The following is a 14,959-nucleotide window of genomic DNA, read 5'->3' as shown; positions in this document are numbered from 1 at the left end:
CCATATATAATTATTATAATACTTGGAACGTTCCAAAAAAGCAAGGGCTTTCAAACAAAAAAATTGGATTTATTTTTCATCCAATTTTCTAGTCGTTTTAAATGCTGTAAACTTCACTGGTAATATATGTTTCTTTTGTATAGCTAAGCTATCATCAAATTCCACTAACTCTTTCACACTTAAACGAGCAATCTCACGCACATCCTGAGACATTGTTGAAATAGTCAATGACTGATTAGAAAAGCTTCTAGCACCATCGAAACCAACTAATTGTACATCTTCTGGAATCGACCACGGTAAATGTGCAAATGTATTAAAAACAAATTCTGCATATCGATCTGTTACAGTAAAAATCCCATCAAAAGGACAATTCTCTGAAAATTTTTCAGTTAGAAATAGATCCAGTCTTTTGGGAAAATCAATTGAGTTTCCTTTATCTAAATAAACTTCATATTCCAATTCATTATGAGTACAATAATCAATAAAACCATTCATTCGTTCAAAAATACCTAAATTATTGGGTAACTCTCTTAAAATTAACAGCAGTCGTTTTGACCCTCGTTTATGCAATTCTTCTGCTGCTTGTCTAGCGCCACCAAAATTGTCACTTGTTATAAATGGAATAGCACTATTAAAATAACGCTCAATTGAAACAATCGGTATGTTTGAAATAAGATAGGGTTCTATATCACTGTAGGAAATAGTCAAAATTCCTTTGACTTTCTGTTCTTGCGCCATTTTTATATAGTCTAACTCTAAATTATAATCATTTTGAGAATTACATAATAACATTTTAAAATTTTGAATTTGCAATTCTAACTGGATATAATAGGCCAATTCAGAAAAAAATGGCGTCCATATCGTTGGTAATATAAATACAATGATGTCACTTTCTTGTTTTTTTAATGATCTAGCCGCTTGATTTGGTATATAATTCAACTCTTCAATTGCTTTTTCTACTCTAGCAGCTAATTCTGGCTTGATTTTTACGTGATTGACATAATTGGATACAGTTCCTCTAGAGACGTTTGCTTTTTTTGCAACATCATTCATATTGACCATTCACCTTCACCTCATTAGATAGTATATCATAATAAAAAATGTGGCATGATTATTTTAAGCTGTTATTCATGTTCATTTATTTAGTTTTTCAGTATCTAACGTTATAACATTTCCTTCATACATCAATCGATTAAAATTAATTCCTCTGCTCACATCATAATTACCATTTTCACGTATATTTTTCTCGATACAGATTTGTCGGCCTATTTCTTAATACACTTCTCTCATTATACGATCTCCTTGAAATTCAAATACAATAACTAAAGAATTTTCTTCTTCTCGTTTTATCATCTATTCATCCTTTTTGACATACTTGTTAAAAATCGTTATCTGTCTACTATTTATACTATTGAGCTGATTTTTTTTAACTTATTCCAAATTAGTATATAATTTGATTATAAAGTACTTTATCAATTTTCGGGTCATGAACTCATTTGGGAGACATTGCAGGTTCAACTCCTGCTTGACCCTTATCTTTTTTGTTTTAATAACTAACATAACATACATTATTAGACACTTAAAACTACCTTTTTTTATTTACCTTCTTTTCGTACAGATAAGACGTTCTCATTTTAATATTTAAAATTTTTCTAAAATAAATTCTACTAACAATTATTTTGAACATTAAATTCACAAAAAAAGCGCACCTATATTCTGGTTGGTACGCTTTGTTTGTGAATTTATTGAGATTATGTTAAGTAAGTATTCAAATAACTATTTTTTATTTTTATACTGATGTACACCTTGACTCATAATCTTTTAGTCCGCTCACTCATTAAACTGTATAAATGTGATTATCTAGTTGAATATCATTATATGTGATCTCAGTTAATGTTGCATCCATGGTTTTGGATGTAATAGCTAATCCTTCCCCAGTTTGGACATAAACGGTTCTATTCGTAACGTCATATCCTGACCAGTAACGTGTATAGTCCGTGATCTTCTCTTCTTTCTTCGCATGTTCTAAGCCACGTGGTATGATTAATGGTCTAAAAATTGCGTACAAGGTATTTATACCTGTTTCTGTATCAAACGTATCCACCATATTTTTATAATAAAAACTTCGTACAAAGCGTGAAGGAGAGGTATAATCACCTGGAATACCAAACAAACCATAACCAGTTCCATTTTCAATAGGTTGCAGTGTTAAATCTTTATCGACTTTTTTTTCAGATACTCCTGTATTTTCAAGCCCAATGTAATTTCTAATGTTCACTGTATGATAATTGTATTCAGGACTATTTGTCATCACGCCGACATAGTCATACATTTTAAAACCGCCCGCAACTACTGGTTCTAAAACAACACCATCACCTGTTTCATCAATAAACGCATAATGCAGTGGAAACTGTAATTTAGCGCCTTGATATTCATAAAATTGATCCGTCAACATGAATTTTGTGTATGTTTCTCGAAGTTCTTTTACACTTTTAAAATTCGTTAATACATACGTGACAAATTCCTCCCCAATCATAGGTGTTTTTCCTTGTGCTTCAATTTCGGCTGTCTTACTTCTCGTTGTTTCCACTAAAACTTGACAATCTCCAGCTAAGCCATGTTCGTTGATACCATCATACAGGATTGTAGTATCCTTCGTAGACACGCCTAAAACAGCATATTTACTTTTCCATGGTTGCAATTGACTCTTAACAGTTACACCTTTAGGTATAGAAACCAACTTTACATCTAGATCAATTCCTATATCTTCACCAAACATTGACATATTCAAATCCATAGTGCGACCAAAGAAAATATCCTTATTCTTTGCTATTAATTTAATATTTGTGCACATTTTCAACAACCTTTCTTTATTAAACATATCCTTAAGCATGGCATTGTAAGTAAAAATCCCTTGTTATGAGAGCCGTTCATTTGATATATGAATCGATTTAGGTTATGCCCCAAAATAGTCTTTGCTGCCTATAATCCCAGTTTATGTTACTTATCTTTAACTGTATACCTTATCTTATAAAAAATCTAGACTTTTGGGATGTCTTCCACGTTATCACAAACGAAGAATTTTTTATACTTTTACTCAGTTGTTTTCAGCCAAATAGAAGAGGTTGGGACAAGCGTTTAAATCCCCTAAACTACCATTAGAGTATTATGCTATAACCGATAACCTTAACAATCCAAGTGATTAAACCGGTATTACTACTCAATTTGAAGGTGGGGAAATATGGTTAAAAGTAAATGTTTAACCATAACAAATCCCTTTGCAAAAAATCAATGTAGAAACCCCGTCTTCAATAATTTATAATAAACGAATATTCCTATCTTTTAAAGTTTTGGTTTATAAATACCTATGTCCAAAGCCATGCTACTCTAGATTTTGCTATCTACTTGATAAGGAGTAATTGAATTAATAACACAGCTTTTTTTATCTTACTTTGATCCATTTTATATTTTTAAAATGATTCAAGTTCATTAAATGGAAACAGTTTTGTGATCACTTTACCAAGTACACGATCCTTAGCCACGAAACCATACTGTCGACTGTCATTCGCATATGGTCGATTATCTCCCAATACAAAGTAATACCCTTCTGGAATAACGACAGTCTTTTGTTCAAAATCTTCTGTATAGTTGCGACCATTTTTTTGGCTCTCATTAATAGCTTCCACCAAAAATTTTTCATCCACCGGCTGTTCATTAATATACAATGTATCGTCTGCATAACGAACCGTCTCTCCTGGGAGGCCAATAATACGGCGAACCTGTGGACCCTTACCACCTACAGTAAAAGCAACCAAATCAAACCGCTTCAAGTCTCCCTGTTTTCGAATTAATACCTTGTCTCCTTCTCGTAAGGTTGGTACCATACTAAATCCTTGTATCGTTAAAATACTCACAACCATTAGAGTCAATCCCACTACCAAAATACTACCACCGGTCAAAGCTAAAAACAGTTCTTTAAAAAAAAGAGCTTGACTATTAGAATAATGTTTGTTTTTTGATTCAGTCGGCTGACATATTCGTTGCCTTTGCTTAGTCGATTCCTCTTGCGATAGTCTGTGAGACTTTGTCTTTTTCATTGCTTCTCACTCCACTTATTACTCTTGTGATAAGTTAGATTCGTCGACCTTATAATAGGAGAAGGCTGCTTTTTCATACGTCTGTATTTTTTTTATATCCTCTATAAAACTGTCGACTACTTGTGTATTACCATAGAAATTTTTAGTCTGAGTACTTGCATTCATTCCTATTTGCTTGATTGCATTATAATACCGATTCAGTATCAGTTGACCTTCTTTCGAATTAGTCGTACTCGCCGTTTTTGTTCCATAGCTAGCCATTGCTGTTGCTAGATACCGAATATTTTTTTGTAGCTTTTCCTCACTATCGCCTTTCTCTTTGGCGATGGTTATCTGTTCTTCAAAATCATCTAACAGGTAATAGCCTTTGACAACAGATTCTGAATCGTCCGTTGTCAGGTTCATAGCCTGATAATGTGAAATATACTTAGAAGTACCACCAAATATACCCGTTAGCAACAACGATATTAAACAAAGCAGAAGACTTCGTTTTCTTTTTTTATAAGCTGTTGACTTTTACTTGCCACTACTCGCTTTTTTTTCTTATTTTTGATTCGTCTGTTTTTTAGCCTCTCAATCTGTTGCTGTGCTCCTAAAATCTGAACCAAAAAATAGGCTGATCCTAGGAGCGCAACGATTGTTAGTGCAATACCTATAACTAAAATCCAATCTATGATAGACACTCATTTCATCCCCTATGCTCCGCTAATTCTTTGGTTTCCTATGCTTTTTACTTGTATTCACTGCTGCTTGATTTTTCGCTTGTTGATGTTCATTCTTGATAGCAACTTCTTTTTCTTGTTGCTTCTTACGACGGAATCGAAGAATGAAAAAGAGCAAAAGAACACACATAAGGAAAACTAGTACAAGTAATAGAATCAATTTCCAGTCTAAACCTTTTTCTTGGATCAAACCGACATCCCGCTCATTGAATTTATTAGCATCTTCAGCCGTAATTTTAAAGGCTTTTTTCCATGCCCATTGTTTTTCTCCAGAGGTAACGAGGATATCTGCATCATAGTCTCCGGGAGCCATTTGCTCACCATTCATACTAACTGGAAAATCAATGAAAGAATTTGGCGCCATCCGCATAGCCGTCTGTTTTCTTTCGTATAGTACTGTTTCTTTTCCTTTTTCAGTGATTTGCACTTCAATTGTCATGTTATCCAAGTATGTAGCCATGACATTGGAAAAGTTGACAAAAATCGCATTACGATAATTGTTTTGCCCAGCTTTTACGCTGTTTAAGGACAGATCGGGATTAACTTGGGTCTCATTTTCTTGTAAAACCATCCCGATAACATAAGCATATTGATTGATGATTTTTGAGCCACCATTATTCTTCGTTGCGTCATTTTGTCCCGCACGCATCAACTGAATGCCCCCAGCGATCAAACCATCGTAGTCAGTTTCTGGCATGTCAACAGTCAGCTCTAGATTTTTTGTTTCTCCTGGCGCCAACTCCACTGACTTTGGTCCTTTCACAAGGTCGGTAAAATCAAATTTTAATGACTGATCATTTTTTATTGTAGATTCTCCATATTCGATCACACCGTTTTGGTTAGTCTTCGCCCCATTCAATTTCACATCGATTGTCACTTTTTCTGTGCTAGGATTGCTTAAAGCAATAGCTAATTGTTGGTGTTGGCCTGGAGCCATTTTTAATTTGTAGTAGCCTAAATCTTTGTCTACCTGATTCTCTGGAAAGGTGATACTGTAGGTAAAACCTGTAGCACCTATGGGGTTCTCTTTTGCGGCATAGCCAGGAACTGTTTGGAAAAAGAAAAAAAGTCCCACAACTAAACTCCAAAAAATTAAAATACGTTGCCATCTAGATACTGTATATGTTTCCATAATCAACCTCATTTATTCTAAGTATTTTTTTATGTAGGTAGACTAACAAGACATAATTGTTAGTCTACAAAAAATAGAAAAATACAGTTTATCCTGCCGGAGTTTCTTCTTCAGCTGGTGCAGCAGTAATTTTCCAAGTGACTGTTGCAGTATAATTTGTTGCTGCCATGTTTGAAGCTGTAGCTGCTGGGACAGTTAATTTCACTGAATTCGCATCAGTACCTGCGACACCCACCGTTGAATCTTTACTTTGACCAAATTCCATTGCATAACGACCTTTACCTTCTTTTTTATCTTTGCTTGCCGTTACGATTGTTTTTGCATCGTTCGCTGTTTCCGTTAGTTGAAAAGCAGTTTGTGCGCTTGATGGTACTGTATTTGTATTGTCGCCTTGTGCAGCCAATAATCCATTACTGAAATCAATCGTCGAACCAGTTAATACATTCGCTCCCGTACTATCCTTAAATTGGCTTGATAATTGAGCGGTCACTGTATAACCGTATGTTCCTCCCGCACGAACATCTGCCCATTGTACGTATGCGCCACGCGTTTTCGCACCACTTTCAAAACTCATTGGTTTCGCAAATCTTGTCACATCACTCGCTGATGTTTTAATTGTTCCAAAGTCTAAATTTGTTGTTTTTTCAATCACTAGGGAACCAGTATCTGGGTTTGTATTTTCTCCTGGAGAGTCTGGATCTGGAGTTGGTAATGTTTGATCAGGATTTTCTGGATCGACCGTTCCTTGGTCACCACCACCGGCTGTTCCTTCTTCTACAGTTACATTTCCTGTTGAACTTAATTCTGTTGGTGCCGCCAAAGCAGGGGATGCTGTTCCTACCACCGCTACTCCTAAGATTGCTGCTAATGTTGTTGTACAAAGACTTCTTGCTTTCATATTGTTTTTCCTCCTAAAATGTGTGTAATCTATTAAGGCAACTTGGCTAATATCCAAGTTAACTCCGTTTGATATTCGACCGGATATATCGTCGTTGTTTCGGGTATGTTCAAGATGATTGCTGAATTATGATAGACCGGTTTGTTGTAAGTACGGTCTATTACTGGTTTACCTGAAGCATCCACTACAGGGCTCAAGGTATGTGGTTGATTATTCGTATTGGTATCTGACGCTCCAAATGCGATGGTCCAAACCCCTTTTCCGCTGCCAGCTCGTGCTGTCGCTACTTCATAGGCTGAACCGATAGAATTCAACCCAATCGTTTCACGCGTCACCGTTGGTGCTTCGCTCGTGCCGCTAGAATTCGCCCATCCTTTATCTAACGAAAGAACGGCTCCTTTGAGTTCTTGTTCCTTTTTATTTTGAATAATCTGATTGGTAAACTGTGTTTCTTGTTTAACTTGTAGTGTCCAACCAGAGGAATCCGCTTGTTGATCCGTAATTTGGATATAACTACCTCTAGGTCCAGTTTCTCCAAAAAACTGTTGTGCTAATGCATTGTACTTACGCGTACCTTTACTGATTTTGCTTTCGCCAAAATCCAGAGATGATGCATAGTCGATACGTAGTGGTCCTTCTGTGGACGGACCTGGTCCTGGATCAATAGGTACTCCTGGATTTTCAGGGTCAATTGGATTCGTCACTACGCTCCCTTCAACTGAAACAGTTCCAGATTGATTTAACGATGCAGGTGTTGCGTTAGCAGTCAAATTGAACGTACTGCTGAAAAGCACGATAATTAGTACCATACTGAGTAAAAAAGTTTGTTTTGTTACGCTCATTCCCGCTCCTCCTTCCTACGCTTCCGTAAAAAGAGTAAGAGAAGGAATAAAAGGATCATGCCGCCTAAAATCAAACTGTACGTTCGAATTTGTTCCCCAGTACTAGGAAAGTTCCCTATGGGTTTAGTCGGCTTCGCTGTGCTTGATTCCACTGGAGCAGAACTGCTGGGTTCAGTCACTTCTTCATAAAAAGAAATCTTACCTGTCGTACTGACTTGACCGCCAGTCCCCTCTTTAGCTTGGACAATGGGCCCAGAAACTATTGTACCCACCCATAGAAGCAGAGAACAGCCGAACAAGATAATGCGTGAATAGTTCATTTCCCTCTCTCCTTTTATGGTTGTCCTGCCATCACTTTCCATGTAATGACGCCAACATAATCTCCCGTATATACCGTGTCAGAGGAATTGATTTGGAGTTTTATCCCGTCTGTATCAGATGTTTTACCCCAACCATCGCTGATGGCATAACTACCAGCTGTACCTTTAGTATTAGTGTAAATCACCTGTGCATCCTGAGATAATATTGTTTCTTTGCCTTGATTCATATAGCGCAAGGCATTAATCAATTCTTGTCCTTCACTATTGCGCATTGGTGTAGATAAAGATGCGGTCATACGCCAACCATTTTTAGCATCTGCTCGTGTATCCGTTACGACTAATTGCTCGTCGAAAGATGGATCTTCCACGCGTTTAGTCCTTGCATCGTATGTCAAGGTTCCAAAATCAAGGGCATTGGGCACGGATGTCAGACTTAAGACTCCTTGCAGCTTGTACTGTACAGTAACTGCCGTATTATCGATTGTGATTGCGTTCTCGTTGGCTGGACGTTCCGCGATGTCATACCCTGCAGCGGTGACATTTTCTACTTGGGTTTGAACGGCATCATTTGTCGTTAAGTCTACGGTATTGCCTACTATCGTATTGATAGTTACTGTGTAACCTGAAAGCACTTGATTCGCTTCATTCACAAATTCAACACGTAATACAGCATCCATGTCAACAACCGTCACATTGATCGTTATTGAGATATCTGTTGCTAATCCTGAATCTGCTGCTTTCACCGTCAATGTTACCGGATATGCTTTAGGTCGAAGATTTTCAGTCTCATTCAATCCACCAAAATCAGTTACTTTTATTAAAGAACTGATATCTGTTTTCTGCCCATCACTAATTTTATACGCCGTTGATTGACTATGCTCAAGGATATAGCTTTTTAATTGATCATCGGATAAGTCACGAATGTCCTTATACGGTGCATTAAAATCAGAACCGTCTATCACTTTATTCACTGTAAGTTTTGATACGATGGTCGTCTCATTGCCTGCTTCATCGAATAAATCCACTTTCACTGTATGTTCGCCAATTTGACTCATAAAGCCATCGACCATTGATTGTGGTGTTTCAGCATTAAATGCATACGTGAAGTTTTGTGGCGTTGGATTGGAATCAGTCGGATTTTTTACGAATTTATCTGCTGTTGGTGTTGGGCCGTTCAACGCAACCTGATAGTTGACAGATTCTCCTTCGGGCGGTGTTTTATCTGCGACCGTTTGAAGTGCATAGCTGTCTTTACCATCTAACCAAGCGTATGCTTTGATTTTTTGGCCTGCTTTTAACGTTACGCTACTTGGTAAATCAAATGTAAATTTCCCATTATTATCGGCGATCGTATTAAATTTACGGGTATCTCCTTCTATAGGAGAGGTAACAGTAGGTGTTGTCAATAGTACATCTGTACTTGGATCACTTTCGTCCGTTACAAGATAAAAGAGCATCAATGCATTATTATTGACCGTTCCCGTTAGTTTTTGTCCACTTTCCAGTGTCTTATTGTCGCTTGGTTGGTCAAATCCTACAAGAACATCTGGAATATAGTCGTATACAATTCTAGAAAAGTTCTCTGTCCGATAATTATCTACAAAGCTTTTCTGAATAGCGTTAGTAATACTATTTCCTACTACACTTGTTGTAGTAGTACCATTGTACTTGATTGACATACCATACATTGGTATCCAATAGAAAGTTGGCGTTGCTTGGCTAGCATCTGCTTTACTCCAAGCAGAAACTGCTTGGATATCCGCAGTAAACGTACCTGGATTTGTCATATTAATCAGATTTACGTTAGTATTGCCACGTGAGTCCAAATCGATTTTTTGTGCGTTTGAAAACTGGAATGTCGTGTTACTACCAAAATCCAACATATTCCTTACGCCTGTACCCTCTTTTATCACAGACTCAAATGTTCCTTTATCACCAATGATAAAGGATGACCCACTTCCACCATAAATCATTGAACTGGTAGAGGCCCCTTCATTAGTAGAGATGAATTTCGTCACACCTTGGTCTTTTACTTGGAATTTCGATCCCGTTGAAAGATCCAAAAGACGACCAGTTCCTCCGTTTTTGTTCAAGACGAGACTCCCTTTTTGGGCGACATCAAATTTGGCATTTTGCCCCATCGAGATAATCGGTGCTCCAGTGGTCATTTGATTGGCATTGATAACCATCTCTGCATTATCTCCCACATTGATTGCTGAATTTTGTTGAAGCATGAATCCTGCACGAGAATTGGTGTTACTGATTGGTCCATTGATCGTTACATTGAAATTACTACTGTCTTCAAGATTGATACTCGTCGTCCATTGCGATGTTGCTGCCTGATAACCCAATCGAACTGGTACACGTGTCGTACCATCAGCCGTTTCAACATTTAGATTAGCATTTTTCCCAACGTCGATTTTTCCATTTCTTTGTACACTGATGACGGACGGAATACTTCCTCCATTTGTTTGCCAAGAGTTGGTTTCCCCTGTATTGCCTAATGTACGAATCGTGGCGGTGGCATTCTCTTCAAGTGTTAATGACGGTTGAATAGTAGCGATCGTATCCCAGTCAGAATACCAACTACCTAAGATCACACCGTCTCCGTTTTCTGCTTCAATAGTCGTATCTGTATTAGAGGCAAACACTAGGGTGTGTGACTCCAAACCAGATTGGTTTGTATCAGCCATATTTCGGACTGTTCCATTATAGGATGTATACTGAGTGGCTTTCGATTTAATCACATTTTTTCCTTCAAAGCGCAGAACAGCTTGGAAAGAAGCGGTCAATTGTGATCCAGTATAATTTACATTGCGGTACGTAATACTTGAACCATAGGCATTTCGATCCCACATTGTCACAGGTCCATAGAAATGTCCGCCATATAGGTCAACGTTATCGACCACTGCTTTGTGCACGATGGATGTATTCGTGCCCCATCTATAAGAATAGCCTATAAAATCGAGCGAATAGCCATTCCCTAGTAATACATAATTGGGCCGATTGTCTGAAAGATTGCGGTCTGCTCTACCAGTCGCCGTATTTGTCATAGAACTTTGTACATCAACGATTGTTACCGTATTGCTCATTAGAGCAGCATCTAATTGACTCCAATTACTTACCTTTGCAACATTTCCAATGTATACGATGACGTCACTACTCAACGCACTACCTGTTCCTGACTGAGTCGCCGGTACTGTTAGCGTTAAATGAAATTCTTGCAAATTATTCGATGAAACGGTCTCTAGTCCCTTTAAGTCAGATACTTGGATACTGTCTGTGACATCCACTACAGATCCCCCGGATAACCCATATGCTTTGGCACCTGTCTCTTTGAGAATCATTTGTTTGATTGCGGCAATATCACCATTGTAACCTTGGATATCTGTCATCGTTTTTGCTATATTTTTAGCAACAATTCCCGTACCATTCGCAGTAAGTTCATAGGCTTCAATATTTTCCATTCTTGGTCGTGCTATCTCTGAAACAGTTTGTCGTGAGCTAAGCGTTTCATTGCCCTCTTTAGGTGTATCTGCTTTGATCAATGACGTGCTCATAGATAAGTACATACTTACTACTACAATAAAACTTGTAAGTAAAAATACAGTTTTTTTCCTTTTCATTTTATTCCTCCTCTCCTATATGTGACATGATCATTCTTAAAAAAATTCACCTCCTTACGTTGTAGATAATGTCTTTCTTATGTCACTTGGCACATATTTCTGTTAAAAAGAGCTCGTTGGATATATACTAATAAAATAGATAATTCTAATTCATGATATGCTGTTTATCTGTATGCAGAACAACGAAAGGAAGAAATATTATGGCCAATCACCAAAAAATAAAATGAAGTTTACAGAAGTAAAAGCAAAACTTTAGAAAAGGAAAAAACTATTCTGAAAAAATGACTACCCTATTCACACCACATGCTGTCAAAGACTAATTGCTATTTCTTTTCTTCATAAGGAAGAAGAACTGAACCTCTATGCTTTTCTCAATTAGAAGTAGTAAAACCTAGCCAGTTTAGCTATATTGAAATTTTTTTATACTTCTAGTAGACCGTTTTCAACAATTGATACGCTTTCCCAAATTTAAAAGTAGACATTTCTTGGCAGTTTCAGTAACATACCTTCTTTTTTCTCTTTATTTTATCGGCATTTATCTACCTCTATCTCTTAATTACTCCATTTCATTCTCTTTGATTTTTAGCATATATCCTTTAGAACGTGTAGTCTTTATATCGAAATTTTTACTTTTTTTCATCTTATTCCGTATATGAAATACTGTATTCGCTATCAAAAAGGTGTTTCTTTTAGAATGATTTTTCCATACTTTATCCATTAATTCTTCGTAATGAACGGTCGTATTCTTGTTTTCATACAAAATATTTAAAAGTTCAAATTCTTTTTTAGTTAAAGAGATCTCATCACCATTAATATATGCTGTTCGATTCTTCTCATTCAAGAATTTTTCTGAAGAATGGTTTATTTTTTCTGAAATCCTACCGTTTAACCTAGAAAATGTATTTTTTATGATAATTGATAATTGAGGTAAATTCGCTGTTGATATCACTACATCATTAGCTCCTAAACTCATCATCATCATCTGCTCATGTTCCAATTCAACTTCTGAAAAAATCCAGACAAATAAAGTGGGTGTTGTTTGCGACGCAATTAACCAATCAATAACACTAGCTATTTGATCCTTTGTTTTCATCACTATTACTAATCCATCCAATTGTTGTAACTGTTCTTTTTTATCCACAGTGCTTACACAACAATTTTCTAGCTCTAACAAACTATCCAGCATCGCATCCGCTTTTATTTCTTGTTGTATTATTCCTAGATTCAACATATAATATATCGTCCTTTCATATTTAATTCTCTTTTGGTTCTCAGATTCCTTTATGTATCATCTTTTATCGCAAAGATAACGGAAGAAATTCTTGCTTAGATTCCCCTGCACATTCTCGCCATACACTATCTATTTTTAGGTAAGAAAACTGAGTGTTTTTACATAAAATTTTTACCGATTTCTTTAAGTTTTTTTACTTTTTCGGAGGTATGTTTACTAGGAAATATCAGAATACTAGATTAAACTTACTTTCATAGTTTAAGTAGTTCAATCCGTGAGTATTCTGTATTTACTTTAATTTTTGTGACTTTCTCAACGATTGTCTCCATTTATTATGTTATGTCTAATAGTTCAAACCTATTTCTTTTTAAACAGAATTAAATCGATTATAATTGAAGCGATTGTCACGTGCGCTGATTATTGTCTTTGTGATTTGTCACCTTAGGCAAGATAACAATATAAAAGAAAAATAACATTAAACTAACTAAGCTTATCCATCGACTTACTTTTTGAATAATTGTTCCTTTATACCACACCAAAACTGTACCTTTTCCTTTTACAGTAACTTGTACTAATCCATGCATGTTAGTCCCTTTATAGCTTTCTGCATCTTCAACTGCTTTTTCTGTCCCGTTCACCTCAGCTACATATCCTTTATAATAAAGAATCGGATAAATTAGCCTCGTGGAAGAACTTACATTATAATGTAAAAAGAAAGCATTACTATTTCTAGACATATTGGTGATTTCAACATGATCTTGTGGTTCAGATAATAAACTCGTTGGCGTCGTCCAGGCTTCCATGCCACTTGGCAAAAATTCCTTTCCATAACCAAGCGAATTTCCATCCAATTGCTCGAATTGTTTAGCTGTGGTTGGTCTGAACTTATTTAACTGTAGTTGATTTTGAAGATTCAATCCAATCGTTAAAAGTAATAATAAACCTATCAAGGTAGTTCTAGTTTTAAAAGTAAGTTTATTTACCTTAACCAGACTATCTGCTACAAACCAACAAACTAAAAATGTTACAATTAGGAAATAGCGCCAGGGAAACTGAATAGCGTTAAAAAATGTGCCATGGAATAACGCATGTGGAAAATAGCTCGTTGCTAAGAAAAAAAATAGTATCGCAATAAATAGTAAGCGTCGATTTTCTTTGCTTTCTTTTTTTAAGTAAATCAGACCGATTAGCAATCCTATTGGAATGAGTATTCCAATATTATTATATCCAATGTTATTGTAGGCAATTGACAAATATTCTCCTATAGATTGCGCTTCTTTGGCAAGATAAAACATCGATACATCCTGCATACGCAATCTTTGGAATAACACTTGTTCTAGCATTGGAAGATAAACATCTACGCTCAATAATGCTGCCGCACCTGTTGCTAATACTAAACGTAGTAAGCGGGACCTATCCTTGAACAAGGGTCTAATAGAAATTAGGCAATATACTAGCAAAAAGATACAAGTTAAAAGGGCACTGAGTGGATGACTATACACTAGCCCCGTCATACCAATAGCAAGTATCCACCATTTTTTTTTGTCTCCATATATAATTTGATAAATTCCTACATAGACTAAAGGAAAAAACAGAAAGGCTAAACTTTCTCCTATTGCAGCTCTATATAAGACATCGCTCATCCTATAAGATGACAAACCATAAATAACAGAAAATAACAAAGCGCCCCATTTTGATTTGTTCACTGAATAAAAACAATTATAGGCAATAACAAACGTGATAAAATTTAATAGTATCAAATATAATTGATAACTTGTTACAACGGAAAAACCAAAGTATCGTAAAATCGCTGCTGGATATAAGAAAAGTTCAGGATAAAATATACCTGTTGGATAACCCATTCCTTCGGCTAAAAAATAATTGATTCGAGGTAAGAACTCACCTGAACTAATTGACTGCGATAAGCCCTCAATCCTAGCTAAATGAAAAGCAAGATCGTCTCCATTAAAATATGTTGGTCCTTTTAGCCATACCCAGTAGATACTAAACACACTTAGGAACAGAAAAAGACCGTAAGTCCCAAAAGTAGTGAATAATTGTTTAGTCTTATTATTCATCTCAATTCGCTCC

12 protein-coding genes are annotated in these 14,959 nt (G+C 36.2%); all 12 read right to left on the bottom strand.

Annotated features, from left to right (window positions below; genetic code table 11):
* Positions 1-69 precede the first annotated feature (69 nt).
* Entirely contained in the window at positions 70-1,062 is a 993-nt protein-coding gene (locus tag AC1PU0_RS02890; RefSeq protein ID WP_111247585.1) for a LacI family DNA-binding transcriptional regulator, read from the bottom strand.
* A 775-nt stretch (positions 1,063-1,837) separates the two neighbouring features.
* Positions 1,838-2,854, bottom strand: coding sequence for a linear amide C-N hydrolase (locus AC1PU0_RS02885; protein WP_206849213.1), 1,017 nt, complete (start codon positions 2,852-2,854; stop codon positions 1,838-1,840).
* A 616-nt stretch (positions 2,855-3,470) separates the two neighbouring features.
* The gene (lepB, locus tag AC1PU0_RS02880) at positions 3,471-4,097 is read right to left on the bottom strand and encodes a signal peptidase I (protein ID WP_206849214.1); all 627 of its coding nucleotides are present in this window, start codon (positions 4,095-4,097) and stop codon (positions 3,471-3,473) included.
* 18 nt (positions 4,098-4,115) lie between these two features.
* Positions 4,116-4,502 carry a hypothetical protein gene (locus tag AC1PU0_RS02875; RefSeq protein WP_479998676.1) on the bottom strand — a complete coding sequence of 129 codons (387 nt, stop codon included), beginning with the start codon at positions 4,500-4,502 and terminating at the stop codon, positions 4,116-4,118.
* 62 nt (positions 4,503-4,564) lie between these two features.
* On the bottom strand, positions 4,565-4,780 hold the full coding sequence (locus AC1PU0_RS02870; protein WP_479998675.1) for a hypothetical protein: 216 nt from the start codon (positions 4,778-4,780) through the stop codon (positions 4,565-4,567).
* A gap of 22 nt (positions 4,781-4,802) precedes the next feature.
* Positions 4,803-5,951 (bottom strand): WxLIP family cell surface protein, encoded by a 1,149-nt coding sequence (locus AC1PU0_RS02865; protein ID WP_069653985.1) that lies wholly within the window; start codon positions 5,949-5,951, stop codon positions 4,803-4,805.
* Positions 5,952-6,039: 88 nt separating this feature from the next.
* A complete protein-coding gene (locus AC1PU0_RS02860) occupies positions 6,040-6,849 on the bottom strand; it encodes a WxL domain-containing protein (RefSeq protein ID WP_479998674.1) in 810 nt (269 codons plus the stop codon).
* A 32-nt stretch (positions 6,850-6,881) separates the two neighbouring features.
* A complete protein-coding gene (locus tag AC1PU0_RS02855) occupies positions 6,882-7,691 on the bottom strand; it encodes a WxL domain-containing protein (protein WP_479998673.1) in 810 nt (269 codons plus the stop codon).
* On the bottom strand, positions 7,688-8,011 hold the full coding sequence (locus tag AC1PU0_RS02850) for an LPXTG cell wall anchor domain-containing protein (RefSeq protein ID WP_069654930.1): 324 nt from the start codon (positions 8,009-8,011) through the stop codon (positions 7,688-7,690). The genes AC1PU0_RS02855 and AC1PU0_RS02850 overlap by 4 nt, the downstream gene beginning before the upstream one ends.
* A 14-nt stretch (positions 8,012-8,025) precedes the next feature.
* Positions 8,026-11,637, bottom strand: a complete 3,612-nt coding sequence (locus AC1PU0_RS02845) for a pectate lyase-like adhesive domain-containing protein (protein WP_479998672.1) — start codon at positions 11,635-11,637, stop codon at positions 8,026-8,028.
* 556 nt (positions 11,638-12,193) lie between these two features.
* Positions 12,194-12,868, bottom strand: coding sequence for a winged helix-turn-helix domain-containing protein (locus AC1PU0_RS02840; RefSeq protein ID WP_206848566.1), 675 nt, complete (start codon positions 12,866-12,868; stop codon positions 12,194-12,196).
* A 404-nt stretch (positions 12,869-13,272) separates the two neighbouring features.
* Positions 13,273-14,946: a YfhO family protein gene (locus AC1PU0_RS02835; protein ID WP_206848565.1), complete on the bottom strand. Its 1,674-nt coding sequence runs from the start codon at positions 14,944-14,946 to the stop codon at positions 13,273-13,275.
* Between the last annotated feature and the right edge of the window lie 13 nt (positions 14,947-14,959).

This window comes from Enterococcus sp. XAF26B05_ASV22 (assembly GCF_056727285.1).
This window is presented reverse-complemented; position numbering and strand designations above follow the sequence as displayed.

Coding starts and splice junctions, on each gene's coding strand:
- AC1PU0_RS02890 (WP_111247585.1), bottom strand. CDS start 1,062: ATGGTCAATATGAATGATGTTGCAAAAAAAGCAAACGTCTCTAGAGGA.
- AC1PU0_RS02885 (WP_206849213.1), bottom strand. CDS start 2,854: ATGTGCACAAATATTAAATTAATAGCAAAGAATAAGGATATTTTCTTT.
- lepB (WP_206849214.1), bottom strand. CDS start 4,097: ATGAAAAAGACAAAGTCTCACAGACTATCGCAAGAGGAATCGACTAAG.
- AC1PU0_RS02875 (WP_479998676.1), bottom strand. CDS start 4,502: ATGAACCTGACAACGGACGATTCAGAATCTGTTGTCAAAGGCTATTAC.
- AC1PU0_RS02865 (WP_069653985.1), bottom strand. CDS start 5,951: ATGGAAACATATACAGTATCTAGATGGCAACGTATTTTAATTTTTTGG.
- AC1PU0_RS02860 (WP_479998674.1), bottom strand. CDS start 6,849: ATGAAAGCAAGAAGTCTTTGTACAACAACATTAGCAGCAATCTTAGGA.
- AC1PU0_RS02855 (WP_479998673.1), bottom strand. CDS start 7,691: ATGAGCGTAACAAAACAAACTTTTTTACTCAGTATGGTACTAATTATC.
- AC1PU0_RS02850 (WP_069654930.1), bottom strand. CDS start 8,011: ATGAACTATTCACGCATTATCTTGTTCGGCTGTTCTCTGCTTCTATGG.
- AC1PU0_RS02845 (WP_479998672.1), bottom strand. CDS start 11,637: ATGAAAAGGAAAAAAACTGTATTTTTACTTACAAGTTTTATTGTAGTA.
- AC1PU0_RS02840 (WP_206848566.1), bottom strand. CDS start 12,868: ATGTTGAATCTAGGAATAATACAACAAGAAATAAAAGCGGATGCGATG.
- AC1PU0_RS02835 (WP_206848565.1), bottom strand. CDS start 14,946: ATGAATAATAAGACTAAACAATTATTCACTACTTTTGGGACTTACGGT.